Genomic DNA, 23,892 nt, shown 5'->3' on the forward strand with positions numbered 1-23,892 from the left:
ATGGTTCCGTCGAAAACGATGGCTCAGTTCTGAACAGCGTTGCCGCTGCGCGAGTTCACCAGATGCTGCCGCTCGATCAGGGCCAGCGCCGCCGAGCGATCGCCGGCAGAGGCAGCCGCGAAAGCCACATCATGCCGCTCGATGATCCAGCCTTCGCGGGCCGGATCGGCGCCTTCGCGCGCCATGGCGAGCCACATCAGGCCGAGCACCGGCTGGCGGGGCACGCCCCCGCCGCCACGCAGCAGCATCTCCCCGAAGGCGGCCCGGGCCGGAGCATGGCCCTTCTCCGCCGCGAGCTTCATCCAGCGCGCCGCCTGGCGCGGGTCGCGATTGGCGCCCTGCCCGGTCATGTAGAGGCGGGCGAGATTGTACTGGCCGTCCGGGTCGCCGAAATAGGAAGCGGCGTAATGGAACATGTCGAAGGCCCGGTCGGGGTTGGGCTTCACATAGCTGCCCTTGATACCGTCCGAGAAATAATTGCCGAGCGCGACGAAAGCGCTTCCGACGAGCCGGGCATTGGCGGTGCCGGGAATCGCATCGGCGTTCTCGTCCGCGATCTTCGAGAAGTACTCGAAGGCCTTGAGATCATTGGCCGGGACGCCCTCGCCGCCGGCATACATCCGGCCGAGCTTGTACTGGGCGGTGAGATGCCCCTGCGACGCCGCGTATTCGAGCGCGCGCACGGCGCCCACCTTATTGCCGGCAGTGGAATCGCGCATCCAGGCCTTCAGCGCGTCGCGCGCGCTGGTGAAGGGCACGAGCGGCAGCGCCGTATGAGCTGCAGGCGTATCGGGAGCGGGAGCGATGGCTGCTGCATCCGAGCCGCCAGGCACGGAATCGTCCGGCTCCGGCAGCGCCCCGCCCGGGATGGCGCGCGGCGGCAGCAGCTTGGTGCCTGAGATGTCCTGAGCCAGGGCGGCCTGCGGGCCGCCGAGCATCAGGAACAGGCATGCTATGATCGAGCTAGATATCCGCATAGCAATGGGTTTCGGCCGCCCCTCCTGGGTGGGTGACGGCGCCGCCTTTGGCGGAGCCGACGGTCTGCGCGTATTTCCACAGCGCGCCGGAATTGTAGTCGGTCTTCCGTGGCTTCCAGTCCTTACGACGCGACTCAAGTTCGGCATCAGAAAGGCGGACTGCGAGCTTTCCTGTGATGGCGTCGAGTTCGATGATGTCGCCGTCGCGGATCAGGCCGATCGGGCCGCCGACAGCGGCTTCAGGCCCGACATGGCCGACGCAGAAGCCGCGGGTGGCGCCCGAAAAGCGGCCATCGGTGATGAGCGCAACCTTGTCGCCCATGCCCTGGCCGTAGAGCGCGGCGGTGGTCGCCAGCATCTCGCGCATGCCGGGGCCGCCCTTGGGGCCCTCGTAGCGGATGACGAGCACGTCGCCTTCCTTGTAGGTCCGGTTCTTGACCGCCTCGAAGGCGTCCTCCTCGCGGTCGAAGCAGCGCGCCGGGCCGGTGAAGACGAGCTGGTCCTCGGGCATACCGGCGATCTTCACGATCGCGCCTTCCGGAGCGAGATTGCCCTGCAGGCCGACGACGCCGCCGGTGACCGTGATCGGCTTATCGGCGCGGTAGACCACGTCCTGCTGGTCGTTCCACTTCACCGAGGCCATGTTCTCGGCGATGGTCCGTCCGGTGACGGTCATGCAGTCGCCGTGCAGATAGCCGGCGTCGAGCAGGCTCTTCATCACCAGCGGGATGCCGCCGACCTCGAACATGTCCTTGGCGACGTATTTTCCGCCCGGCTTCAGATCGGCGATATAGGGCGTCTTCTTGAAGATCTCGGCGACCTCGAACAGATCGAAATCGATGCCGCATTCATGCGCGATCGCCGGCAGGTGTAGCGCGCCATTGGTCGAGCCGCCGGTCGCGGCGACGACCATCGCGGCATTTTCCAGAGCCTTGCGGGTGACGATGTCGCGCGGGCGGATGTTTTTCGCGATCAGCTCCATCACCATCTCGCCGGCGGTGTAGCAGAAGGTATCGCGGACATCGTAGGGCGCCGGCGCGCCGCAGCTATAGGGCAGCGCGAGGCCAATCGCCTCGGCCACCGTCGCCATGGTGTTGGCGGTGAACTGGGCGCCGCAGGAGCCGGAGGACGGACAGGCGACCTCCTCGAGTTCCTTCAGGTCCTCGTCCGACATCGCGCCGACCGAATGCTTGCCGACAGCCTCGAACACGTCCTGGACGGTGACGGGGCGGCCCTTGAAATTGCCGGGCAGGATCGAGCCGCCATAGATGAAGATCGAGGGCACGTTGAGGCGCACCATCGCCATCATCATGCCGGGCAGCGACTTGTCGCAGCCAGCGAGGCCGACGAGCGCGTCATAGCAATGGCCGCGCATGGTGAGTTCGACCGAGTCGGCGATGACCTCGCGCGAGGCCAGCGACGACTTCATGCCCTGATGGCCCATGGCGATGCCATCGGTCACGGTGATCGTGCAGAACTCGCGCGGCGTGCCGCTGGCGGAGGCGACGCCCTTCTTCACGGCCTGGGCCTGGCGCATCAGCGAGATGTTGCAGGGAGCCGCTTCGTTCCAGCAGGAGGCGACGCCGACGAAAGGCTGCGCGATCTGCTTCGCGGTCATGCCCATCGCGTAATAATAGGAGCGGTGCGGGGCCTTGGCCGGGCCGACGCTCACATGGCGGCTCGGCAGCCTCGACTTGTCGTACACACGCCCGTCCATCGCCACTCGTCCTGTCCCCCGATCAGCACGGCGCGAAGATGTGCCACGCCCTGCCTGCCGGGAGCAATCGCGTCCCTGGAAACCTGAAAAACGTCCGGAACCTTGCCCGGGTCCGCGCGTTACCCTCGATTTCGATATATCTCAGGCACTTAACGCAGCGTTTTGCTGGGCTTTGTTTGTGGCGGCTTCGCGGCGATTGCGACGAACCGGGTGGTGCCAGGCACCGTTCCCATCCGAGTGTTGCGTCGATGTCACAAAGCTTGAAGCGGCAGGATGACGTAACGGCGGCTGAAAGCCCACGGGATGCGAGCTCTCATCGCGAGCAGCAGCGCATGTGATGTCTCGAAGGATGCTCCGGACCGGTCGGGAGTTTCCTGAAATATCCTTCGAGACGCGCCTTCGGCGCTCCTCGGGATGAGGGACCGAGGAAAGAGCGGACTGGCTGCCTACAGCACCATCGGCAGCACGAAGAAGCCGCCGACGATGACCGCGAGCAGGGCCAGCGCCGTCATCGGAAGATGCTTCTCGATGAAGATGCGGATGTCGTCGCCGTAGAAGCGCAGCGCCACCGCGATCATCAGGAAGAAGGTCGCGCGCGAGACGACCATGCCGATGGTGAACTTCCACAGGTCGAAATGCAGGAAGCCGGACATGATCGTGACGATCTTGAACGGGATCGGGGTCAGGCCCTTGGTGACGAGCACCCAGAACCAGTAGTCCTGCGAGGTCGCGATCAGGCTGGCCGCCTTGTCCTGCAGCCCGTAGATGCCGATCAGCCAGGCGCCGACCGATTCATAGAGCAGCGCGCCGATGGCATAGCCGAGATAACCGCCGAGCACGGCGCCGAGCGAGCAGATGCCGGCATAGAACCACGCCCGGTCCGGCCGGGCGATGCACATCGGGATCAGCAGCGGAATCGGCGGGAGCGGGCTGAACGAGCTTTCGATGAAGGTGATGCCGAACAGCAGCCACGGGGCCGCAGGATGGGAAGCGTATGAAACGCACCAGTCATAGGCTCGCTTGAGCATGGGTTCTGAACAGCCGGTCCTTGTGCCGCCACGCATTCTGCATGGCGGGTTTGCGTCGGGCGCATCTAAGCGGGGTCCGCGTGAGAATTCCAGTCCTCTCTTGGATCAACGTCAATTTGACGACGATGGCGTGACCGGATTGCGTCGCCCTCGACGGGAAAACCACTCAACCTTCGTCATGGTCGGGGCTGCCCCGACCATCCGTGTCTTCGTCGATGAAACGCGGCGCCCAAGACGTGGATGCTCGCCGCGAGGGCGAGCATGATGGTCATGTTCACAGACGCGCGTGATCACGGGTGCGTCACGCCAGCCGCGCCAAAGCCTCCGCGACCTTGAGCTTGCGGGCCTCGGCCGCGGCCTTGCGCTCGCGGTTCTCCTCGACGATCTCCTCGGGCGCGCGCGCCATGAAATCGGGGTTTCCGAGCTTCTTCTCGACGACCGCGATGTCCTGATCGAGCTTGGCGAGTTCCTTGGCCAGGCGCGAGCGTTCGGCATCGAGATCGATCAGGCCGGCGAGCGGCAGAGCCGCGACCTCGCCGCGCACGATGATCTGTGCCGACTGGGCCGGTGCCGCGACCTCAAAGGCGATATCGGAGACGCGGGCCAGCCGCTCGATCATCGGCCGCCAGTTCTCGATCGTCGCCCGCGTCGCCGCCGAAGCATTGACGAGGACGAGCGGGGCTTGCGTGCCCGCCGGCACGTTCACCTCGGACCGGACCGAGCGGATATCCGAGATCAGGTCGACGACGAAGCCGATCTCGGCTTCCGCCGCAGCATCCTTGAGCGCCGAGAGATCAGGCCAGCGGGTCAGGCAGACCAACGAGGCGTCGTCCACGGCGAGCTTGCGCGGGGCACCGGCCTCGGCCTTCTGCGACCAGAGCTCCTCGGTGAGGAACGGCATGAACGGGTGCAGGAGCTGGCAGATCAGGTCGATGACATAGGCGACCGTCGCCTGCGTCTCGGCGCGGGCCGCGGCATCGACGCCCTCGCCCTGCAGCACCGGCTTGGCGAGTTCGAGATACCAGTCGCAGAACTGGTTCCAGACGAAGCGGTAGGCCGCGCCGGCTGCCTCGTTGAACCTGAAGCTCGGGATGCCGGCCGCGATCTCCTCGGCCGCTTGCGCCGCCTCGCTGAGGATCCAGCGGTTGAGCGGCTGCTTGACGCTGGCTGGATCGAAGCCCTCGGCACGGGCGCAGCCGTTCAGCTCGGCGAAGCGCGCGGCGTTCCAGATCTTGGTCGCGAAGTTGCGATAGCCCTCGACACGCTGCGTGCTGAGCTTGATGTCGCGGCCCTGCGCCGCCATGGCCGACAGCGTGAAGCGCAAGGCGTCGGCGCCGTATTTGTCGACCAGCGTCAGCGGATCGATGACGTTGCCCTTCGACTTCGACATCTTCGCGCCCTTCTCGTCGCGAACGATGGCGTGGATGTAGACGTCCTTGAACGGCACCTCGTCCATGAAGTTGAGGCCCATCATCATCATCCGGGCGACCCAGAAGAAGATGATGTCGAAGGCGGTGACCAGCGTCGCCGTCGGGTAGTAGTGCTTCAGTTCGGCGGTCTGCTCGGGCCAGCCCAGGGTCGAGAACGGCCAGAGCGCCGAGGAGAACCAGGTGTCGAGCACGTCCTCGTCGCGCGTCAGCGCGACGGTGTCGCCGTAATGCGCCATGGCGAGCGTCTGCGCCTCGGCCTCCGACTCGGCGACGAAGACCTCGCCGTCCGGCCCGTACCAGGCCGGAATCTGGTGGCCCCACCAGAGCTGGCGCGAGACGCACCAGGGCTCGATATTCTCCAGCCAGTCGTAATAGACCTTGGTCCAGTTCTCGGGCGTGAACTTGGTACGCCCGTCCTGCACCGCCTTGATCGAGCGCTGCGCCAGCGGCTTGACGTCGACATACCACTGGTCGGTGAGCCAGGGCTCGATCACGACGTCGGAGCGGTCGCCATGCGGGACGGTATGGGTGTTCGGCTCGACCTTCACGAGGAGGCCACGGGCGGCCATCATCTCGACGACGCGGCGGCGCGCGACGAAGCGTTCGGCGCCGTCGAGCGCCAGCGTCTCGGCTTCCGGCCTGGCGCCCGCCAGGAAATCCTCGTTGCCCGCGAGCAGGATGCGCGCCTCGCCGTCGAGGATGTTGACGACGTCGAGCTGGTGGCGCTTGCCGACCTCGAAATCGTTGAAGTCATGGGCAGGCGTGATCTTGACGGCGCCGGTGCCCTTCTCGGGATCGGCATAGTCGTCGCCGAAGACCGGGATGACGCGGCCGACCAGCGGCAGCACGGCCTTGCGGCCGATCAGGTGCCCGATCTTTTCGTTCTCAGGATGAACGGCAACGCCGGTATCGCCCAGCATTGTCTCGGGTCGTGTCGTCGCGACGGTGATGAAGGTCGAGGCGTCGTCCGCATCGTAGGTCGCGCCTTCGAGCGGGTAGTTGAAATAGTAGAGATGACCGTTCGGGTCGCGGCTCAGCGCCTTGTCGAGCTTGGCCGCGTCGAATTCTTCCTCGCCGCCGCGCTGCCATTTGAACGTGCCGGTCTTCTCGACCTGGAGGACCTCGAGATCCGAGATCGCGGTCTGGAACTTGGGATCCCAGTTCACCAGCCGCTTGGCGCGGTAGACCAGCCCCTGCTTGTGCAGGCCGACGAAGACCTTGAGGACGGCGGCCGAGAGCCCCTCGTCCATGGTGAAGCGCTCGCGCGACCAGTCGCAGGAGGCGCCGAGGCGGCGGAGCTGGTTGACGATCGTGCCGCCCGACTCCTCCTTCCACTTCCAGACTTCGGCGAGGAAGGCCTCGCGGCCCATCGTGCGGCGGTCGGTCTTGTTCTCGGCGGCGAGCTTGCGCTCGACGACCATCTGGGTCGCGATGCCGGCATGATCGGTGCCGGGCTGCCAGAGCACGTCCTTGCCGCGCAGGCGCTCAAAGCGGCAGAGCACGTCCTGCAACGTGTTGTTGAGCGCGTGGCCCATGTGCAGCGAACCGGTGACGTTCGGCGGGGGGATCACGATGCAATAGGGCTCGGCGCCGGGAGCTGCGCCCCTGCCCGCCTTGAAGGCCTGCCCCTCGTCCCAGGCCTTGCTGATCCGAGCCTCGACGGCGGCCGGTTCGAAAGTCTTGTCCATCATCGCATCGCTCGAACGCAGAAAGGCCGGGGAACCTGCCCCGGCCGGAAAAATCACGGGCCAAATAGGTCTCGGCCCTTAAGAGCCCATGCACGGGCCGCGCGTCAACGTTTTCGATGAGATGGCACGCCTTGCGCGGCCGTCAGGCGAGGTTCGACTGCAGGAACCAGAGCGACTTGTCGAGCATCCGGGAATAGTCGGTCAGGATGTCGGCGGTATCCGCATCGCCGGCCTCGTCGCAGGCATCGATCGCCTCGCGCACCTTGTTGGCGGTGTCGGCATAGCGCTCGATCAGCGCGGCCAGATGGTCCTGAACGGAGACGATCTCGGTCGGATAGGGCTTGAGCGAGGTCGACTGCACCGTCGTCTGCGCCGTACCGAAGGCGATGCCGCCGAGCTGGGCGATGCGCTCCGCGACCGTGTCGACATGGGTGTCGAGCTCGTCGCGGAATCCGTCGAGCATCAGATGGATGCCGATGAAGCCCGGCCCCTTCAGATTCCAATGCGCCTGCTTGGTGACGAGCGACAGGTCGATTCCATCGGCCAGACGCTCGTTGAGCTGCCCGATGACCTTGGTCTTGGTGTTCGAGGTCAGGTCGACCCGGCTGGATTTGACCAGCTTTGCCGTGGTCGAGCTCTTGGGTGCGTTGCGCGGCGCGGTCTTGGCTGCGGTCTTGGCCATGGCGAAACCTCGGATCGAGAAAGGATTGTCGGATCGGTGGCGCGGGAATGGTGGCGGCGCCTACCGTCATACGCGCGAAATGCCGGCTGGTTCCCCTTCGCATCAGGGTCGTTGGCGCTGGAACCAGCGGGCCCGCGCGCCGTTGGACCAGCAACCCCGCAGCCGAGGACAGGGAGAGCGACATGTCTCGCCACAGCGACCAGAACCGCGTCTGGGACCTCATCGAATCCATCAAGTTCGCGATGCTCGTGACCCATGACGGTCAGGGCGACGAGTTGCGTGCCCGCCCGATGCACGCCCATGGGGAACGTGAGGAAGACGCGATCTATTTCCTGACAGACCGCCGACACCACAAGGACGACGAGATCCAGATCAACGACAATGTCTGCGTCGCCTTCGCCGATACAGGCGGCCAGCGCTACCTCTCGGTAACCGGTACGGCGACCGTGCTCGATGACCGCCGGCGTGTGCACGATCTCTGGGATGCAAGCAACCGCGCCTTCTGGGATGACGAGAACGATCCGAATATCCGCGTGCTCCGCGTCAGGCCGAGTATCGCGGAGTTCTGGGACAGCCCCGGCAAGATCGTCACCAGCGTCAAGATGGCCGCCGCGGCCTTGACGGGCGCCAAGCCGGATCTCGGCGAGAATCGCAAGGTTTGCCTCTGAAACCCCGACGCAAAGAGCAGGTTGTGATGATGAAGCTCATGGTCCACGCCCTCGGGGCCTGGTTCGCGGTCGAGGCGGCCTCCGGCCGCTATCCCCGCCCTGTCGCCGTCGGGCTGACGATGCTGGTCGCGCGGCTCGGTGCGCCGGCGACAGCCCTCGCGATGGCGGGTTACGGCTTGTTGCGCCTCAAGGAAGCGGGTGCCTTCGAGCGACAGCGGCCACCGACCCGGCGCCGCCGAAAAGTCAATCAGGACTAGAGCTCGGATTCGCTTTCGAAACGGCGGTGGCCAGAGCGGCGGGCGCTGTCTGACGTCAGCGGATTCTAGCCGCGGCCACCGCGTGCAACGCGTTCGATCTCGGCGCGCACCAGCCGTTCGACCATGGTCGGGAGGTTGTCGTCGAGCCAGGTCTTGAGCATCGGCTTCAGCATGTCCTTGACCAGATCCTCCAGCGTGCGCGCGTTATTGCTGAGCACGGTCGAGGCAAGCTGGCCGAAGGCATGGGTCACGACGGAGCTCGCCTGATCCGACAACAGGCTCGCCATGTCAGGGATGGCGGCGGAGGCAGGCTGCGGCGGAAGCGGTTCCGGCTGAACGGGAGCCGGCTGCGGCGCGGCGGGAGGAGCCGACGGTTCCGGAGGCAGGACCGCAACGGGCTCCTCTTCGAGGAAGGCGACATCGGAATCCTCCGCGAACACCGCTGGAGGAACCGGGGCAGGCGCGGCGACCAGAGCAGCCTCCGCTCCCAGGTCGAGCACGTCATCGTCGATGGCGGTGACCGGCGCGGGCTCGGGTTCGGGCGCGACCTGCGGTGCCGCGGCCTCTTCGGCCGGCTTCGCCTCGTCGTCCGAAATGATCCGGCGAATCGAGGCGAGGATCTCCTCCATCGACGGTTCGCTGGGCTTGGCTTGCGCGCTCATGAGTCTAACCGTTGGACACCCGGGCGCGCCGACGGAATCAACGCCGCTCCGAGAGCGCAGTATTCCACGGCAGCGATGTCAGACAAGGCGCCAACCGGCTCTCCCACAGGAGAAATCGGCCCTGTTGCCCTATGGCATCGCGCGGAAAAGCGGCAGCCCGTTCCTGGAGCCGCCGATTCGATCGCAGAGGAGCGAAACATCGCCACCGCCGCGCGAGGCGGCGAGGCTGGCGCTCAGCGGCCGTCAGGCGTCTGGGTGCCCCAGAGCTTGCCCTGCACCTGCTCGTAATGCTGGCGGGCGTCGTAGATCTCGGCCTTGAGCTTGAGCGACTGGGCGGAGAGCTTGCCGACCGCGGACAGGACCGCATAGGACGCGACCACGCGGTCACGCTGCGCGACAACGAGGCTCGAACGGGCGCTCACCAGTTCCTGCTGAGCGTTCAGCACGTCAAGCGTGGTACGCTGGCCGACCTTGGCCTCCTCGCGCACACCGGAGAGCGCGGTGGACGCGGCTTCGACCTGCGCCTGAGCCGCGATGATCTGGGCCTTGGCGGCTTCCAGACCGCCCCAGGCGGAGACGACGGCGGCGCGCACGGTGTCGCGCTGGGTGTCGACCTCGATGCGGCGCTGGCCGGCGGTTTCCTTGGCCTGGCGGGTGCGGGCATAGACCTGTCCGCCCTCGTAGATCGGAATCGTCAGCGTGCCGACGAGGCTGGCCGAGAAGCGGTTGTCGCCGGAGAACTGGCTGTCATAGCGCTGCTGGACCACGCCGCGGACACCGACGACCGGGTAGAGATCGGCCTCGGTGACCTTGACCTGGAGCTCGGCGGCATCGACGCCATGCAACGATGCGATGATGGCGGGATGGTTCGACAGGGCCTGCTGCAGAGCGGTCGGCAGCGATTTCGGCAGCAGCTTCTCGACCGGCCGGCCGGGGGCGAGCGAACGCGGCTCGGTGCCGACATTCTGGCGGAAGCGCGCCACGGAGGTCTTCAGGTTGGATTCGGCCAGAATCGCCTGGGAGCGGGCCGAAGACAGGCGGGCTTCCGCCTGTGCCACGTCGGTGCGCGTCACTTCGCCGACCTGAAACCGGTCGCGCGTCTGGCGCAACTGCTCTTCGAGCACCTCGACGTTATTGCGGTTGAGGTTGAGAATCGCGGTATCGCGCAGCACGTTCATGTAGGACGTCGCAGCGTCGAGCAGCACGTTCTGCTCGGTATTGCGCAGGGTGGCGCGGGCGCCGAGCACCTGCGATTCGGACTGGCCAACGGCGCTGCGGGTCTTGCCGGAGTCAAAGATATTCTGATCGACCTGCACACCGACGCCGCGAGGGCCGAGGCGGGACACATTGTTGGTGTGAACCGGCGAACTGCTGGCGAAAGCCGGAATGCCCGATTCGGTGATGCTGGCGCCGATATCGGCCGAAGCCGTGATCCTGGGCCGATATCCCGCCTTTGCCTGCGGCACGTTCTCGTCGGTGGCGCGGACCGCGGCGCGCTGGGCATTGAGTGTCGGATTGGCGGAATAGGCCCGCGCGAGCGCGGCATCCATGGTCTGGGCCGAAACCGGCCCGGCCCAACCACCCGCCAACGCCAGAGCGAAGGCGGCAGAGAGAGCAAGCCCGGAAATTTTCTCGTCGCGTTTATGCACTGGACGCCTCATGTGCGCACTGAAAGTCGCGCCCAGGCATCGCCCCAGCCTCGGCAGAGTTGCAATTCATACCCGCTTCGGCACCTTCCGCCAACGGATGGGGCGGCACCGGAACGGTTTAGCTCGCGCAGTGCCGCAAAAATGCGACACCTGCCCGCCTTAGAAAACGAACGCGGCCGGACGACGAAACTCCGAAACGACGGGCGCCGCCGCGTCGAAGACCGGCCGGCCGGACACGACATCGCCCGACTTCAGATAGAGCCTGACCCGCGCGGCGCGACCGACGCCATCCACCACGATGAGCCGGCCTTCCGGACGCAGCAGCGGGAAAAGCGATTCGGGCACGACCTCGCAAGCCCCGCTCACGAGGATGGCATCGAAGCTGGCCGGGCCCGGCTGCGTGGAGGCGACGGTCACGCCCGGCGCTCCGGCCCGGCTCAATGCCGACTCGGCCAGTGCGCGCGCGGCCGCGTCCGGCTCCCAGAGGGTGGCTTTCGCGCCCATATGGTCCATCAGCGCCGCGCCATAGCCCGAACCGCCGGCATATTCGAGCACATCCTCGCCCGGCTGCGGGTCGAGCACCTGGATCATCCGCACCGCGACCATCGGGGTCATCAGCGCGCGACCGGTGCCCGGCAGTGCGATCGACTGGTCGAGATAGGCGAGATGGGACAGGTCCGCGGGCACGAAGGCTTCGCGCGGCACCGAATCCGCAGCCGCCAGCGCAGCCCGATCGGTGATGTCGTAGGTGCGCAGCTGGCAGTCGACCATATTGCGCCGCAGCGAGGTGAAATCGTCCATGACCGAACTCTCCGTCCACGACGTCGGTGCTGCAACGCGCGGCTGACGATCTGGAAGCCGCCGCGAACCGGTGCAGCGATCGCGCCGTTCTTCGGCAGCTTTCTGTTCGACGCCCGCGCAAAAGGCAAGCGCCGCCTGGCCGCAGGTATAGCCCGGCGAGGGTTAAGGCGATCTGACGATGTCAGGAGGAAGCTGGCTCCCGGAGCAGGATTCGAACCTGCGACCAATCGATTAACAGTCGATTGCTCTACCGCTGAGCTATCCGGGAACAACGTGGCGGCGTCTTAGCGGCGCGTTCCGGATAGTGCAAGCCCCCTGCGAGCCTGCCAGGCAGATTTATCGTCGTCGCTGTGGAAGATGCGATGCCGGGTTGCGGTGCGGCGCGGCTTGTGGTTATTGCGCTCTCGCTGAAGCGGCATGACCGTTTTCGCAGGAAGGCCTCGTGGCGGAGTGGTTACGCAGAGGACTGCAAATCCTTGCACCCCGGTTCGATTCCGGGCGAGGCCTCCAACAGACTTTTTAGCGCTGATTTCCTTGCGCTTTTTTCCCGATTTTCCCCGGCTTTCCGATGCCGCCTTTTCCGGCGGGACAATTTCGTTCGCGGAACCAATTGTCCCGCGCGATGTTCTCCCTGCGGATTTTAGGGTAGTGCCCGGCGGCGGCGGCCGGCCGGGCGAGGGCTTCGAAGCCCAGACGAGCCCCATCGGCACAACCGGTGGGGCTCTCTCGTTCCGGCCCGCCCTTTCGGGCCGATCCACCGCCTCAGCCCTTCAATGCACCGTAGCACGGGGCACAAACACGTCCGGCGCGACCCGCTCGGGGAATGTCAGAGACGACACGATGACGATCGTCGTCAGGCCGATGACGGCCAGCCAGAGCCAGAAATCCAGCGGCGGTTTTTTCCGGTTTGTCATCATCAAAGGGACGCCCGAGCAGCCTCCGGGTTCCCGACCGTTGACGATTGGCGCCGCCATTGCCGCTTTTCGTGAAGTCGTCAGCCTTTTCGAGCAAGGTCGGTGGTTGAAGCCGGCGAGGCTTCCCGGACGCCCTCGCTGCGCGGGGGCCCCGCTCCGTGCTTGATCGCCAGCGAGAGAATCGTTCGACCGACGGCTTCCGGGAGATTCGCGTCCAGCACCACATGCAGACGGCCGGAGCCGGCCTGGGTGGCCGAAACCTCGAAGCCCGCGGGATTGCGGTCTTGCCGGGTTCGCGGGCGGCGCGAAGCGAACAGGGTGTCCAGCCTCCGGCCCATCTCTCCGAGCTCGAGATCGAGCCCGGCCTCCTCCAATGCATTCATCTTTCAACAGCCGTCCATCTGGAGCCATCGTTCAGGCTGTGATTCGCCTTAAGGATTTCGTTTACAGATCGTTAAAATTCTAGTTAGTGACGCCTGCCCGCTCGGGGCGGAGTAGCGTCATGGTCGAAGCCATTCTGATAGCGGTCCTCATGACCGGAACGGCAGGCGTGTCCTGGCTGATCGCCGATTTTCTGCATCTGCCTCTGGACGTTTGACCCGGCGAAAACAGATTCGGCAAGAAACTCCCTCGTCGGGAGGGCCGGGCAGCGCCTTGCAAAAACCCCGCTTCTCTCCGAGACCGATCCGGCCCAGCCGCGTTGATCGGGGATTGCGATCTGTGCGGATCGCGGCTGGGAGAGATCATGACAGAACGCGCCCTGCACTGGTTCCGCAACGACCTGAGGTTGGCTGACAACCCGGCGCTCGCCGCCGCGGCCGAAGCCGGGCCGACCTTATGCCTCTATATCCTCGATCGCGGTTCCGGCCGGCGTCCGATCGGCGGGGCCTCGCGCTGGTGGCTGTCGCGCTCGCTCGACGCGCTCGGCGAAGCGCTCGCGGCGAAGGGCGGACAGCTCGTGCTGATGGAGGGCGATCCGGGTGCACTGCTGCCGCGCGTCGCGGCAGCGGCCGGCATCACGCTCCTCACCTGGAATCGCCGCTACGGGGCGGCGGAAATCGCGCTCGACCGCAAGCTCAAGGAGGAGCTGACCGGAGGTGGAACCGATGTCCGTACCTTCAACAGTCATCTCCTGAACGAGCCATGGCAGGTGACCACTACGACCGGGCAGCCGATGAAAGTGTTCACCCCCTATTGGCGGGCGGCACGGCTGAAAGGCGATCCAGCGTCTCCGATTCCCGCTCCGGAGCGAATCCCTGCCCTGCCCCTGCCCGCTTCGTTGACGTCATTCACGGTATCGCTCGGCGAGCTTGGGCTGGAGCCGACGAAGCCCGACTGGGCCGGCGGCCTGCGCGCGGCCTGGATGCCAGGCGAGGCTGGTGCTGCCGAACGGCTTTACAATTTCATCGGCAGCGGCCTTGCCGGCTATGCGGAGGCGCGCGACCGGCCGGACCGGGCCGCAACATCCCGTCTCTCGCCGCATCTGCATTTCGGCGAGATCGGCCCGCGCCAGGTCTGGCACGGCCTCCAGCACGCCCGCGCGACCGGGGAAGCCGCCGGATCGGAGCGCGACGCCGAAAAATTCCTCTCGGAAATCGGCTGGCGCGAGTTCTCCCACCACCTCCTCTTCCACAATGCTGCGCTAGCGACCCGCAATTACGATTCGCGCTTCGATGCCTTTCCCTGGCGGCCCGACGACAAGGCGCTCCGTCGCTGGCAGCGCGGACAGGCCGGCATCCCGCTCGTCGATGCCGGCATGCGCGAACTCTGGACGACCGGCTGGATGCATAACCGCGTGCGGATGGTCGTCGCCTCCTTCCTGATCAAGCATCTGCTGCAGGACTGGCGCGCGGGCGAAGCCTGGTTCTGGGACACGCTGGTCGATGCCGACGCCGCCAACAATGCGGCGAGCTGGCAATGGGTCGCGGGCTCGGGCGCCGATGCCTCGCCCTATTTCCGCATCTTCAACCCGGTGACGCAGGGTGAAACCCACGATCCCGGGGGCGCTTACGTCCGCCAATGGGTGCCGGAACTGGCCGGGCTTTCCGACAAGGATATCCACCAGCCCTGGAAGGCGTCCGAAAACGCGCTCGGCGCGGCGGGCGTGCGAATCGGCGAGACCTACCCCGCCCCGCTCATAGACCTCGCTTTCGGTCGGCAGCGTGCCCTCGACGCCTTCGCGACGATCCGCAGTGGCTGAGCGGTTCAGCCGCTGCGCTCGGCGAAGCGGGACATCAGCGCGAAATAAACCGGATAGGGCAGAAGGCGCGCGACCTTCAGGATCCAGGCGAGACGGCGCGGCACAGTGATCTCGAAACCGCCGCGCTCGAAGCCGTCGACGATTCGCCTTGCCCCCTCCTCCACCGTCAGCAGGAACGGCATCGGGAAGCGGCGGCCTTCCGTCATCGGCGTCTCGATGAAGCCGGGATTGACCAGTTGCAGGCGGATGCCGGCGGCCTCGCAATCGAAGCGCATCGATTCGCAGAAATAGATCGCGCCGGCCTTGGCCGCGCCATAGGCGGCCGCGCCCGGCAGGCCGCGATAGCCGACGAGCGAGGCATTGACCGCGATCTGCCCGGCGCCGCGCGCGTTCATGCGGGGCTGCACGGCGAAAAAGCTCTTGGCGACGCCGAGCAGATTGACCCCCACGACCTTCTCGACGGTCTCCGCATCGATCGCCCTGCCTTGGCCGGAGGCGATGCCGGCATTGAGGAAAGCCAGAGCAATCGGTCCGTGGATGCTCTCGATCGCGTCGGTGACGTCCCGCATCCCTTGCGCGTCGGTCACGTCGCCGGCATGGGCGACGATGCGGCCCGGCAGATTTTCGGCACCGCGTGCGAGGCGCTCCAGAGCCTCCAGCCGACGGGCCGTGACCGCCACCGTCCAGCCCCGGGCGGCCAGTTCGAGCGCGACCGCGGCTCCGATGCCGGAGCTGGCACCGGTGATCCAGGCGACACCGTCCTGCGGCTTCATGCGGGGCAAGGCCATGGCGGCTCCGGGTTGGCGGGACAGTCATCTAGGCACGGAATCGTCCGGCAGGAAGCCATGCGACCGAAATCATCCCCGCTATCCCGCCAGCGAGGTGGCACCTGCACCGCAATCGGTGCAGTCTGCGCAGCGAAGGCGCTTCCGCGCCCCTTGCGAGATACGAGATCATGCCGACCGAACTGCTCTTCCGCCAGGATGCCTATCTCAAGGAAACGCCCGCCACGGTCGAAGCCGTGAACGAGCGCGGCGGCATCATTCTCGACCGTACGAATTTCTACGCGACCGGCGGCGGCCAGCCGGGCGATGCCGGTCATCTGCGCCGCGCCGATGGCAGCGAGATCGTCATCGCCACGACGATCTACGATCCAGAGGACAAGAGCCGGGTCATCCATGTTCCCGCCGAGGGCCAGGCTTTGCCGGCCCCGGGGGAGTCGATCACTGCCGTGCTGGACTGGGAGCGTCGCTTCAAGCGCATGCGCATCCATACCGCCCTGCATCTGCTCAGCGTCGTGCTCGCCTTCCCGGTCACGGGTGGCTCGATCGGCGACGGCGACGGGCGGCTCGATTTCGACATCCCGGAAGGCGGGCTCGACAAGGCCGAGATTGCCGAGAATCTCAACGCGCTGGTCGCCCGCAACGCCGACGTCACCGAGCGCTGGATCACCGACGAGGAGCTCGACGCCAATCCGGGCCTCGTCAAGACGATGTCGGTGAAGCCGCCGCGCGGCTCGGGCCGCGTCCGGCTCGTTGCCATCGGCGATATCGACCTGCAGCCCTGCGGCGGCACCCATGTCCGCAACACCGCCGAGATCGGCGCGGTCCTGGTCACCGATATCGAGAAGAAGGGCAAGCAGAACCGGCGCGTCCGGGTCGCGCTCGCCTGAGAACATTAAAGCCAAGTGCCCAGAGGATACGCCTATGGCCCGTGAAGACGTCTTCGTTTCGACCGAATGGCTGGCCGAGCGCCTGAATGCGCCGGATGTCATCGTCGTGGATGCCTCCTGGTACCTGCCGGCCCATGGCCGCGATCCGCATGCCGAATTCGCCGAGCGCCGCATTCCCGGGGCCGTGCATTTCGATATCGACGCCGTGAAGGACACAGCCTCCGACCTGCCGCATATGCTGCCGCGGCCGGACGTCTTCGCGGCGGCCGTCGGCGCCATGGGCATCGGCGACGGCATGCGCATCGTCGTCTATGACGGGCTCGGCCTGTTCTCGGCGCCGCGCGTGCGCTGGACCTTCCGCACCTTCGGCGCCAAGGATGTCGTCATTCTCGAAGGCGGTTTCCCGAAATGGGAGCGCGAGAGCCGGCCGATCGAGCACGGCCCGCCGCGCGCCCGTGCCACCCGCAGCTTCACCGCCCGGCTCGACCACTCCGCCGTTGCCGGCGCCGACGACGTCGCGAAAGCCCTTTCCGCCGGCAATGCCCAGGTGGTCGATGCCCGCCCGGCCGATCGCTTCCGCGGCGAGGCGGCCGAGCCGCGCCCGGGCGTCCGCTCCGGCCATATGCCCGGTGCCATCAACGTGCCGGCCACCGCGCTCGTCGCCGATGGCAGCCTGAAGGATAGCGCCGCCATCGCAGCCGCTTTCGCCGAGGCCGGCGCCGATCTCAACCGGCCCTTGATCACGAGTTGCGGCTCCGGCGTCACGGCCGCGATCCTCGCGACGGCGCTCGAGACGATCGGGAAGCCGGCTCGCGCGCTTTATGACGGCTCCTGGGCCGAATGGGGCGCCAGCGCGCGGCCGATCGCGACCGGACCGGCAAAGAAGGGTTGATTGCCTCGAGCATCCGGAGCGCTCATCCTGAGGAGCCGCAAGGCGGCGCCTCGAAGGATGAGGGCTGCGGGATTTCGAGCGGGAGACTGCCATGAGCCATGATCATTCCCACGATCACGACCACCCCCACGACCACAGCCATGGCGATGAGCCGCGCTGGAAGCATGACGGCGTACGCGTCATCTCAGGCGACAAGCTCGACCCCAACACGGCGCAGACGCCGGGCATGTTCCGGCAGGCGGCGATCAACCATGCCCGTGTCGGCGCCCAGAAGATCTGGGCCGGCACGGTCGCGATCGAGCCCAATGCCAAAACCGGCGTGCATCATCACGGCGAGCTCGAAAGCGTGATCTATGTGGTGAGCGGCAAGGCACGGATGCGCTGGGGCGAGCGGCTTGAATTCGTCGCCGAAGCCGGACCGGGCGACTTCATCTATGTGCCGCCCTTCGTGCCGCATCAGGAGATCAACGCCGATCCCGACAACCCGCTGCAATGCGTGCTGGTGCGCTCGGACAACGAGGCCGTGGTGGTCAACATCACCGATGTCGATCCGGTCGAGAAGCCGGAAGAGGTCTACTGGGTCGACCCGATCCACAAGCACCCGCACGGGTAAGCGCGCGTCGCCTTACCCGGTCTCGAAATCGCCGGGCTGCGGCGGGGCGATCGGCGTGAACAGCGTCCGGTCCGGCTTGATATCGAGCAGCGGCGTTTCGTCGAGGCAATCGAGACCGCGGACCAGAAGAACCCGCCCTTTCCGCTCCACCAGGGTCGCGATCGAGGTGCCGATCGGATTCGGCCTCACCGGCGTGCGCAGCGCGAACGTGCCGTGGACCTCGCCGTTATTGGCAGGGCTCTGACGGACGAGATCGCGACGCGACTGGTGCAGCCAGTAGAGCACCTCCAATCGCTCGAAGCGATCGATGCCCTCCAGCGCCTCGTCCCAGGGCGGGAACAGTTCGATGCGGCAGATCGGCCCGTCCGCCCTGCCCTGGCGCGGACAGACCAGCCGCGAGGTCCAGGGCGTGCGGATGGTGCCGATGAAGACGAGGCCGGCATCGGTCGCCTGCGGCGGCGCGACGGCGACCTCCTTCTCACGAATCTCGTTCTCGCGGACCATGTCTGCCGCCCCTCGTCAATCGATCGCGATCATGACGTCGGAGGCCTTCACGACGGCATAGGCCTCCTTGCCGACGGTGAGTCCGAGATCGTCCACCGCGGCATTGGTGATCGAGGAGGTCACGATCGCGCCGCCGATATCGATGCGGACATGGGCCGTCGTTGCGCCCTTGGTGATCTCGACGATCCTGCCTTTGAGCTGGTTGCGGGCGCTGATCTTCATGGCTCGTCCTCTCCTTGCGACAACACGACCGCCGCCGCGCCTTGACTTGGATCGGGGCGCGCGGCAACCATCGTTATATCCGACGATATACAACGAGAAATTCGAGCGAGGAACAGCATGTTGAAACGCCGCACCCTGCTGGGCATGGGCCTGGCCCTTGCCGTGAGCTTCGCCCCGGCCTTCGACGCCGCGCAGGCGCAGACCAAGGATCTCGTCATCTTCGCCGCCGCCAGCATGAAGAACGCGCTGGACGAGGCTGCCGCCAACTGGGTGAAGGAGAGCGGCAAGCCCGCTCCGAAGATCTCTTATGCCGCCAGCAACACGCTGGCGAAGCAGCTCGAAAACGGCGCACCGGCCGACCTCTTCGTCTCGGCCGATCTCGACTGGATGGACTATGCGGCAGGTAAGAACCTGATCAGGCCCGATACCCGCGTCAGCCTGCTCGCCAACCGCATCGTGCTGGTCGCCGGCAAGGATTCGACCGCCAAGCTCGACCTGAAGCCCGGCGCCGATGTCGCGGGCGCCGTTGGCGCCGGGCGCCTCGCCATGGGCAATGTCGATTCCGTCCCGGCCGGCAAATACGGCAAGGCCGCGCTGGAGAAGCTCGGCGCCTGGGACAAGGTGAAGGACAAGATCGCGCAGGCCGATAATGTCCGCGCCGCGCTGCTGCTGGTCTCGCGCGGCGAGGCCCCGCTCGGCATCGTCTACGCGACCGACGCCGCCGCCGACCCGCAGGTCAAGGTCGTCGCGACCTTCCCCGAGGATTCGCACCCGCCGATCGTCTATCCGGTCGCCGTCACCAAGGACTCGGCCAATCCCGACGCGCAGGCCTTCCTGACCTATCTGCGCAGCGCCGCTGCCCGGCCCGTCTTCGAGAAGCAAGGCTTCACGGTTCTGAACAAGGCTGCCAGCTCTTCGTGATCGCCGCTTCGTGACCGACTGGCTTACGCTATCTCCTGAAGAATGGACGGCGGTGAGGCTCAGCCTCATCGTCGCGACGACCGCCATGATCGCGAGCCTCCCGCTGGGGCTCGCGGTCGGCCTGCTGCTGGCGCGCGGGCGCTTCTGGGGCAAGTCCCTGCTCGACGCCATCGTCCATATGCCGTTGATCCTGCCCCCGGTGGTGACGGGCTATCTTTTGCTCGTCGGCTTCGGCCGGCGCGGGCCGATCGGACAGTTTCTCTATGACTGGTTCGGGATCGTGCTGTCCTTCCGCTGGACTGGCGCGGCTCTGGCCTGCGCCGTGATGGGCTTCCCGTTGATGGTGCGCGCAATCCGGCTCTCGATCGAGGCCGTCGACCGCAAGCTCGAATCCGCCGCCGGGACATTGGGCGCAAGCCCGATCTGGGTCTTCGTCGTCGTGACGCTGCCGCTCTGCCTGCCCGGCATCATCGCCGGCATGATCCTGTGCTTCGCCAAGGCGATGGGCGAATTCGGCGCGACGATCACCTTCGTCTCCAACATTCCCGGCGAGACGCAGACCCTGCCCTCCGCGATCTATACCTTCACGCAAGTTCCCGGCGGGGATGCCGGCGCGCTGCGCCTGACACTGATCTCGATCGCGATTTCGGTCGCGGCGCTCTTCCTATCCGAACTGATGGCCCGCATCGTCGGCCGCCGGATCGCCGTCGAATGACCCCCGTCCTCGACATCGCGGTCCGCCACAAGCTCGGCGACTTCACGCTCGATGCCTCCTTCACCTCCGACGGGCGCCTGACCGCCCTGTTCGGCAGCTCGGGCTCGGGCAAGACCTCGCTGGTCAATGTCATCGGCGGGCTGATCCGACCCGATTCCGGCCATGTCCGCGTCGATGGCGAGACGCTGGTCGATACCGGGCGCGGCATTGTCCTGCCGAAGCACCGCCGGCGCATCGGCTATGTCTTCCAGGAGGCGCGGCTGTTTCCCCATCTCACCGTGCGGCAGAACCTTCTGTTCGGGCACTGGTTCGTGCCGCGAGCCCAGCGCAGGCCGGCCGAGCTCGACAAGGTGCTGGAGCTGCTCGGCATCGGCCATCTGCTGCGCCGCCGCCCGGGCGCGCTCTCCGGCGGCGAGAAGCAGCGCGTCGCCATCGGCCGCGCCCTGCTGGCGCAGCCGCGCCTGCTCCTGATGGACGAACCGCTGGCAGCGCTCGACGAGGCCCGCAAGGCCGAGATCCTGCCGCATATCGAGCGCCTGCGCGACGAGGCCGGCATCCCGATTGTCTATGTCTCGCATGCGCTGGCGGAAGTCGCGCGCCTCGCCACCACCGTCGCCATGATAGAGAACGGGCGCGTCGCCGCTTGTGGCCCGACGGCAGACATCCTCTCGCGGCCCGATCTGGCCGCACGGCCCGGTGCGCCGGAGGCGAGTACGCTGCTCTCCGCAGAGGTCGTGGGTTTCGAGGAGGCATTCGGGCTGGCGCGGCTCACGACCCCGGCAGGGCCGCTGACGATCGCGCGCGGCGCCTTGCGGCAGGGCCAGCGGATCAAGATCCGCATCCTCGCCAGTGATGTGATGCTCAGCCTCGGCCAACCGGCCGGGATCAGCGCGCTCAACGTGCTGCCGGGCACGGTCTCCGATATCGGCGAACGCAGTGGCGCGGGGGGCAGCATCGTGCATCTGCTCATCGCTTGCGGCGAGGCGAAGCTTGCGGCGCGCCTGACGGCAAAATCCGTCGCCCTGCTCGGCCTGGCGCCCGGCAAGCCGGTTCAGGCGGTGATCAAGAGCGTCTCCGTCGAGATGCCCTGAAACGGGCGCTATACAACCTTCCCAAAAAGTCATGGAGCGAAGCTTGACCTTCCCATCATGGGAAGGACTATATCGCCTGTCATCACCAGAAGGAGACGGCGATGACGGTCATCGATAGAAGCGGGAACGACCTCGAAACCCTCGATCTGGGCGTCGAAGGCATGACCTGCGCGAGCTGCGTCGCCCATGTCGAGCGCGCCATCAAGGCCGTGCCCGGCGTAGATACCGTCTCGGTCAATCTCGCGACCGAGCGAGCGCATGTCAGCTTCGCCAAGGGCGGAACCGACCTCAAGCAAATCGAGGCGGCAGTCCGCCAGAGTGGCTACACCCCGGTCGAGAACACGATCGAGTTGTCGGTCTCGGGCATGACCTGCGCCTCCTGCGTCGGCCATGTCGAGAAGGCCCTGAGTGCCGTTCCGGGCGTGGTCGCGGCGACCGTGAACCTCGCGACCGAGCGCGCCAGCGTGAAGGCGCTTGCCGGCGACGATATCGTCCCGGCCCTCGTCAAGGCGGTGGCCGGCGCCGGGTATGAGGCGAGCCCGGTCGTCGCGACCGATGGCGACGCCACAACGCGCCAGCAGGCGGCCAAGGATGAGGAGCAAGGCAAGCTGCTGCGCTCCGTCATCCTCGCCGGCCTGCTGACGCTGCCGCTGCTCGTCGTCGAGATGGGCAGCCACATGGTTCCTGCCCTGCACCACTGGCTCGCCGGGACCTTCGGCGAGTGGAACGTGCGCGTCTTCTCCTTCGTGCTGGCGACCATCGTCCAGTTCGGGCCGGGCCTCGTCTTCCTGCGCAAGGGGTTCCCGGCGCTGCTGCGGCTGGCGCCCGACATGAACTCGTTGGTCATGCTCGGCACCGGCGCGGCCTATCTCTATTCGAGCGTCGCGACCTTCCTGCCGGACCTGATGCCGGCCGGTACTGACGGCACCTATTTCGAATCCGGCGCGGTGATCGTGACGCTGATCCTGCTCGGGCGCTGGTTCGAGACCCGCGCCAAGGGCCGGACCGGGGCCGCCATCCGCAGCCTGATCGCGCTCCAGCCCAAGACCGCGCGCGTGCTGCGTGACGGCGTCGAGAGCGATGTTGCCGTCGACAGCGTGCGCCCCGGCGACATCGTCATCCTCAGGCCGGGCGAGCGTGTCCCGGTCGATGGCGAGGTCACGGACGGCAGCTCCTTCGTCGATGAATCGATGATCACCGGCGAGCCCGCCCCCGTCCGCAAGGAGGCCGGCAGCACCGTCACCGGCGGTACCGTCAACGGCTCCGGCGCGCTGCGCTTCACCGCCCGGAAGGTCGGCTCCGACACGCTGCTCGCCCAGATCGTGCGGACCGTGCAGGCCGCGCAGGGCGCCAAGCTGCCGATCCAGGCGCTGGTCGACCGCGTGACGCTCTGGTTCGTCCCGGTCGTGATCGGGCTGGCCTTGCTGACCTTCGCCGTCTGGCTGGCCTTCGGCCCGAGCCCGGCCCTGTCGCATGCGCTGGTCAATGCCGTCGCGCTGCTGATCATCGCCTGCCCCTGCGCCATGGGCCTGGCCACACCGACCTCGATCATGGTCGGCACCGGCCGCGGCGCCGAGCTCGGCATCCTGTTCCGCCAGGGCGACGCCCTGCAGGCCTTGAAGGACGTGCAGATCGTCGCGTTCGACAAGACGGGCACGCTGACCAGGGGCAAGCCCGAACTCACCGATCTCGAGCCGGCGAATGGCTTCGGCGCCGACGAGGTGCTGCGCCTCGTCGGTTCGGCCGAGAACCGCTCGGAGCATCCGCTGGCACTGGCACTGGTCGCCGCCGCCAAGGCACGCGGGCTCGCGCTCGCCGAGCCGGCCGATTTCACCAGCGATCCCGGCCGCGGTGTCACCGCAACGGTCGAGGGCCGCAAGGTCGCGATCGGTGGCCACCGCCTGATGGAAGACGCCAAGCTCGACATCGCTCCCTTCTCCGCCCGCGCCAAGGCGCTGGCCGAAGCCGGCAGGACCCCGCTCTATGCCGCGATCGACGGCCGGATCGCCGCCGTCATTGCCGTCGCCGACGCCGTCAAGGAGACCACGCCTGCGGCCATCGCCGCCCTGCACAGGCTCGGCCTCAAGGTCGTGATGGTGACCGGCGACGACCGGCGCACGGCGGAAGCGGTCGCGCGCAGCCTGGGCATCGACGAGGTCCGGGCCGAGGTTCTGCCGACCGACAAGGCCGAGGTGGTGAAGCGCCTGCAGAAGGACGGAAGCAAGGTCGCCTTCGTCGGCGACGGCATCAACGACGCGCCTGCCCTCGCTCAGGCCGATGTCGGCATCGCCATCGGCACCGGTACCGATATCGCGATCGAGAGCGCCGATGTCGTGCTGATGTCCGGCGACGTCATGGGCGTGCCCCGTGCGATCGCGCTGTCGCAGGCGGTGATTTCCAACATCCGCCAGAATCTCGCCTGGGCCTTCGGCTACAATGCCCTGCTGATCCCGGTTGCGGCCGGCGTGCTCTATCCGGCCTTCGGCATCCTGCTCTCGCCGGTTTTCGCCGGGCTCGCCATGGCGCTGTCGAGCGTCAGCGTCGTCAGCAATGCGCTGCGGTTGAAGCGCTTCAAGGTGGAGGCCTGAG

The 23,892-nt window shown here is 66.8% G+C and carries 23 protein-coding genes and 2 tRNA genes; 11 read left to right on the top strand and 14 right to left on the bottom strand.

Translation table 11 applies throughout. The annotated features are described in order from the left end of the window. Positions 1 to 23: 23 nt before the first annotated feature. From J0I42_RS12970 to dps, 5 genes are all read right to left on the bottom strand, one after another. The gene (locus tag J0I42_RS12970; protein ID WP_291655294.1) at positions 24 to 938 is read right to left on the bottom strand and encodes a tetratricopeptide repeat protein; all 915 of its coding nucleotides are present in this window, start codon (positions 936 to 938) and stop codon (positions 24 to 26) included. Positions 939 to 963: 25 nt separating this feature from the next. Further along, a complete protein-coding gene (gene ilvD, locus J0I42_RS12975; RefSeq protein ID WP_291655296.1) occupies positions 964 to 2,694 on the bottom strand; it encodes a dihydroxy-acid dehydratase in 1,731 nt (576 codons plus the stop codon). A gap of 446 nt (positions 2,695 to 3,140) precedes the next feature. Further along, positions 3,141 to 3,722: a YqaA family protein gene (locus J0I42_RS12980; protein ID WP_291655298.1), complete on the bottom strand. Its 582-nt coding sequence runs from the start codon at positions 3,720 to 3,722 to the stop codon at positions 3,141 to 3,143. 301 nt (positions 3,723 to 4,023) lie between these two features. Continuing rightward, on the bottom strand, positions 4,024 to 6,843 hold the full coding sequence (locus J0I42_RS12985; RefSeq protein WP_291655299.1) for a valine--tRNA ligase: 2,820 nt from the start codon (positions 6,841 to 6,843) through the stop codon (positions 4,024 to 4,026). A 139-nt stretch (positions 6,844 to 6,982) separates the two neighbouring features. Then, positions 6,983 to 7,522 carry a DNA starvation/stationary phase protection protein Dps gene (gene dps / locus J0I42_RS12990; RefSeq protein WP_291655300.1) on the bottom strand — a complete coding sequence of 180 codons (540 nt, stop codon included), beginning with the start codon at positions 7,520 to 7,522 and terminating at the stop codon, positions 6,983 to 6,985. Positions 7,523 to 7,704: 182 nt separating this feature from the next. Here dps and J0I42_RS12995 point away from each other — a divergent pair, with 182 nt between their 5' ends. Then, positions 7,705 to 8,190, top strand: a complete 486-nt coding sequence (locus J0I42_RS12995; RefSeq protein ID WP_291655302.1) for a pyridoxamine 5'-phosphate oxidase family protein — start codon at positions 7,705 to 7,707, stop codon at positions 8,188 to 8,190. A gap of 26 nt (positions 8,191 to 8,216) precedes the next feature. Further along, positions 8,217 to 8,447 (top strand): hypothetical protein, encoded by a 231-nt coding sequence (locus J0I42_RS13000; protein WP_291655304.1) that lies wholly within the window; start codon positions 8,217 to 8,219, stop codon positions 8,445 to 8,447. 65 nt (positions 8,448 to 8,512) lie between these two features. Here J0I42_RS13000 and J0I42_RS13005 read toward each other — a convergent pair whose 3' ends face one another. The 4 genes from J0I42_RS13005 to J0I42_RS13020 form a co-directional block, all read right to left on the bottom strand. Beyond that, a complete protein-coding gene (locus J0I42_RS13005; protein ID WP_291655306.1) occupies positions 8,513 to 9,109 on the bottom strand; it encodes a PopZ family protein in 597 nt (198 codons plus the stop codon). A 233-nt stretch (positions 9,110 to 9,342) separates the two neighbouring features. Then, a complete protein-coding gene (locus tag J0I42_RS13010; protein ID WP_291655308.1) occupies positions 9,343 to 10,758 on the bottom strand; it encodes a TolC family outer membrane protein in 1,416 nt (471 codons plus the stop codon). 159 nt (positions 10,759 to 10,917) lie between these two features. Beyond that, the gene (locus J0I42_RS13015) at positions 10,918 to 11,559 is read right to left on the bottom strand and encodes a protein-L-isoaspartate O-methyltransferase family protein (protein ID WP_291655310.1); all 642 of its coding nucleotides are present in this window, start codon (positions 11,557 to 11,559) and stop codon (positions 10,918 to 10,920) included. A gap of 193 nt (positions 11,560 to 11,752) precedes the next feature. Beyond that, positions 11,753 to 11,827, bottom strand: a tRNA-Asn gene (locus J0I42_RS13020). A 168-nt stretch (positions 11,828 to 11,995) separates the two neighbouring features. Here J0I42_RS13020 and J0I42_RS13025 point away from each other — a divergent pair. Beyond that, positions 11,996 to 12,069 (top strand) — tRNA-Cys (locus tag J0I42_RS13025). Between the two features lie 260 nt (positions 12,070 to 12,329). Here the strand turns inward: J0I42_RS13025 and J0I42_RS13030 are convergent. Together J0I42_RS13030 and J0I42_RS13035 are read right to left on the bottom strand one after the other, a co-directional pair. Beyond that, on the bottom strand, positions 12,330 to 12,533 hold the full coding sequence (locus tag J0I42_RS13030; protein WP_291655312.1) for a hypothetical protein: 204 nt from the start codon (positions 12,531 to 12,533) through the stop codon (positions 12,330 to 12,332). 20 nt (positions 12,534 to 12,553) lie between these two features. Continuing rightward, positions 12,554 to 12,847: a hypothetical protein gene (locus tag J0I42_RS13035; protein ID WP_291655314.1), complete on the bottom strand. Its 294-nt coding sequence runs from the start codon at positions 12,845 to 12,847 to the stop codon at positions 12,554 to 12,556. Between the two features lie 371 nt (positions 12,848 to 13,218). On the opposite strand from J0I42_RS13035, the gene J0I42_RS13040 reads away from it, so the two are divergent. Next, positions 13,219 to 14,673 carry a cryptochrome/photolyase family protein gene (locus tag J0I42_RS13040; protein WP_291655315.1) on the top strand — a complete coding sequence of 485 codons (1,455 nt, stop codon included), beginning with the start codon at positions 13,219 to 13,221 and terminating at the stop codon, positions 14,671 to 14,673. Positions 14,674 to 14,678: 5 nt separating this feature from the next. On the opposite strand, the gene J0I42_RS13045 is transcribed toward J0I42_RS13040, so the two are convergent. Then, positions 14,679 to 15,461 (bottom strand): SDR family NAD(P)-dependent oxidoreductase, encoded by a 783-nt coding sequence (locus tag J0I42_RS13045; RefSeq protein WP_291655317.1) that lies wholly within the window; start codon positions 15,459 to 15,461, stop codon positions 14,679 to 14,681. A gap of 167 nt (positions 15,462 to 15,628) precedes the next feature. On the opposite strand from J0I42_RS13045, the gene J0I42_RS13050 reads away from it, so the two are divergent. The 3 genes from J0I42_RS13050 to J0I42_RS13060 all read left to right on the top strand — a co-directional run bounded on the left by J0I42_RS13050 (position 15,629) and on the right by J0I42_RS13060 (position 17,850). Further along, positions 15,629 to 16,345 (top strand): alanyl-tRNA editing protein, encoded by a 717-nt coding sequence (locus J0I42_RS13050; protein WP_291655318.1) that lies wholly within the window; start codon positions 15,629 to 15,631, stop codon positions 16,343 to 16,345. Between the two features lie 34 nt (positions 16,346 to 16,379). Next, the gene (sseA, locus tag J0I42_RS13055; protein ID WP_291655319.1) at positions 16,380 to 17,237 is read left to right on the top strand and encodes a 3-mercaptopyruvate sulfurtransferase; all 858 of its coding nucleotides are present in this window, start codon (positions 16,380 to 16,382) and stop codon (positions 17,235 to 17,237) included. Positions 17,238 to 17,328: 91 nt separating this feature from the next. Then, positions 17,329 to 17,850, top strand: a complete 522-nt coding sequence (locus J0I42_RS13060; RefSeq protein WP_291655320.1) for a cupin domain-containing protein — start codon at positions 17,329 to 17,331, stop codon at positions 17,848 to 17,850. A 12-nt stretch (positions 17,851 to 17,862) separates the two neighbouring features. On the opposite strand, the gene tsaA is transcribed toward J0I42_RS13060, so the two are convergent. Further along, the gene (gene tsaA, locus J0I42_RS13065; RefSeq protein WP_291655321.1) at positions 17,863 to 18,354 is read right to left on the bottom strand and encodes a tRNA (N6-threonylcarbamoyladenosine(37)-N6)-methyltransferase TrmO; all 492 of its coding nucleotides are present in this window, start codon (positions 18,352 to 18,354) and stop codon (positions 17,863 to 17,865) included. A gap of 15 nt (positions 18,355 to 18,369) precedes the next feature. Further along, positions 18,370 to 18,576, bottom strand: a complete 207-nt coding sequence (locus J0I42_RS13070) for a TOBE domain-containing protein (protein ID WP_061967953.1) — start codon at positions 18,574 to 18,576, stop codon at positions 18,370 to 18,372. A gap of 117 nt (positions 18,577 to 18,693) precedes the next feature. On the opposite strand from J0I42_RS13070, the gene modA reads away from it, so the two are divergent. From modA to J0I42_RS13090, 4 genes are all read left to right on the top strand, one after another. Continuing rightward, positions 18,694 to 19,497 (top strand): molybdate ABC transporter substrate-binding protein, encoded by an 804-nt coding sequence (gene modA, locus J0I42_RS13075; protein ID WP_291655323.1) that lies wholly within the window; start codon positions 18,694 to 18,696, stop codon positions 19,495 to 19,497. 10 nt (positions 19,498 to 19,507) lie between these two features. Further along, positions 19,508 to 20,212, top strand: coding sequence for a molybdate ABC transporter permease subunit (modB, locus tag J0I42_RS13080; protein ID WP_291655325.1), 705 nt, complete (start codon positions 19,508 to 19,510; stop codon positions 20,210 to 20,212). Then, positions 20,209 to 21,303, top strand: a complete 1,095-nt coding sequence (gene modC / locus J0I42_RS13085; protein ID WP_291655326.1) for a molybdenum ABC transporter ATP-binding protein — start codon at positions 20,209 to 20,211, stop codon at positions 21,301 to 21,303. Before modB ends, modC begins: the two co-directional genes overlap by 4 nt. 101 nt (positions 21,304 to 21,404) lie before the next feature. Further along, positions 21,405 to 23,891 carry a heavy metal translocating P-type ATPase gene (locus J0I42_RS13090; protein WP_291655327.1) on the top strand — a complete coding sequence of 829 codons (2,487 nt, stop codon included), beginning with the start codon at positions 21,405 to 21,407 and terminating at the stop codon, positions 23,889 to 23,891. The last annotated feature ends 1 nt before the right edge of the window (position 23,892 follow it).

The sequence above is a fragment of the Allobosea sp. genome (assembly GCF_017308015.1).
GTDB lineage: Bacteria > Pseudomonadota > Alphaproteobacteria > Rhizobiales > Beijerinckiaceae > Allobosea.

What these genes read in the sequence shown, in the direction of transcription:
- modC (WP_291655326.1), top strand. Translation starts at nt 20,209, where the DNA reads ATGACCCCCGTCCTCGACATCGCGGTCCGCCACAAGCTCGGCGACTTC.
- modA (WP_291655323.1), top strand. Translation starts at nt 18,694, where the DNA reads ATGTTGAAACGCCGCACCCTGCTGGGCATGGGCCTGGCCCTTGCCGTG.
- ilvD (WP_291655296.1), bottom strand. Translation starts at nt 2,694, where the DNA reads ATGGACGGGCGTGTGTACGACAAGTCGAGGCTGCCGAGCCGCCATGTG.
- J0I42_RS13015 (WP_291655310.1), bottom strand. Translation starts at nt 11,559, where the DNA reads ATGGACGATTTCACCTCGCTGCGGCGCAATATGGTCGACTGCCAGCTG.
- J0I42_RS12980 (WP_291655298.1), bottom strand. Translation starts at nt 3,722, where the DNA reads ATGCTCAAGCGAGCCTATGACTGGTGCGTTTCATACGCTTCCCATCCT.
- J0I42_RS13000 (WP_291655304.1), top strand. Translation starts at nt 8,217, where the DNA reads ATGATGAAGCTCATGGTCCACGCCCTCGGGGCCTGGTTCGCGGTCGAG.
- J0I42_RS13070 (WP_061967953.1), bottom strand. Translation starts at nt 18,576, where the DNA reads ATGAAGATCAGCGCCCGCAACCAGCTCAAAGGCAGGATCGTCGAGATC.
- J0I42_RS12985 (WP_291655299.1), bottom strand. Translation starts at nt 6,843, where the DNA reads ATGATGGACAAGACTTTCGAACCGGCCGCCGTCGAGGCTCGGATCAGC.
- tsaA (WP_291655321.1), bottom strand. Translation starts at nt 18,354, where the DNA reads ATGGTCCGCGAGAACGAGATTCGTGAGAAGGAGGTCGCCGTCGCGCCG.
- dps (WP_291655300.1), bottom strand. Translation starts at nt 7,522, where the DNA reads ATGGCCAAGACCGCAGCCAAGACCGCGCCGCGCAACGCACCCAAGAGC.
- J0I42_RS13060 (WP_291655320.1), top strand. Translation starts at nt 17,329, where the DNA reads ATGAGCCATGATCATTCCCACGATCACGACCACCCCCACGACCACAGC.
- J0I42_RS12995 (WP_291655302.1), top strand. Translation starts at nt 7,705, where the DNA reads ATGTCTCGCCACAGCGACCAGAACCGCGTCTGGGACCTCATCGAATCC.
- J0I42_RS13045 (WP_291655317.1), bottom strand. Translation starts at nt 15,461, where the DNA reads ATGGCCTTGCCCCGCATGAAGCCGCAGGACGGTGTCGCCTGGATCACC.
- sseA (WP_291655319.1), top strand. Translation starts at nt 16,380, where the DNA reads ATGGCCCGTGAAGACGTCTTCGTTTCGACCGAATGGCTGGCCGAGCGC.
- J0I42_RS13030 (WP_291655312.1), bottom strand. Translation starts at nt 12,533, where the DNA reads ATGGCGGCGCCAATCGTCAACGGTCGGGAACCCGGAGGCTGCTCGGGC.
- J0I42_RS13090 (WP_291655327.1), top strand. Translation starts at nt 21,405, where the DNA reads ATGACGGTCATCGATAGAAGCGGGAACGACCTCGAAACCCTCGATCTG.
- J0I42_RS12970 (WP_291655294.1), bottom strand. Translation starts at nt 938, where the DNA reads ATGCTCGGCGGCCCGCAGGCCGCCCTGGCTCAGGACATCTCAGGCACC.
- J0I42_RS13050 (WP_291655318.1), top strand. Translation starts at nt 15,629, where the DNA reads ATGCCGACCGAACTGCTCTTCCGCCAGGATGCCTATCTCAAGGAAACG.
- J0I42_RS13005 (WP_291655306.1), bottom strand. Translation starts at nt 9,109, where the DNA reads ATGAGCGCGCAAGCCAAGCCCAGCGAACCGTCGATGGAGGAGATCCTC.
- J0I42_RS13040 (WP_291655315.1), top strand. Translation starts at nt 13,219, where the DNA reads ATGACAGAACGCGCCCTGCACTGGTTCCGCAACGACCTGAGGTTGGCT.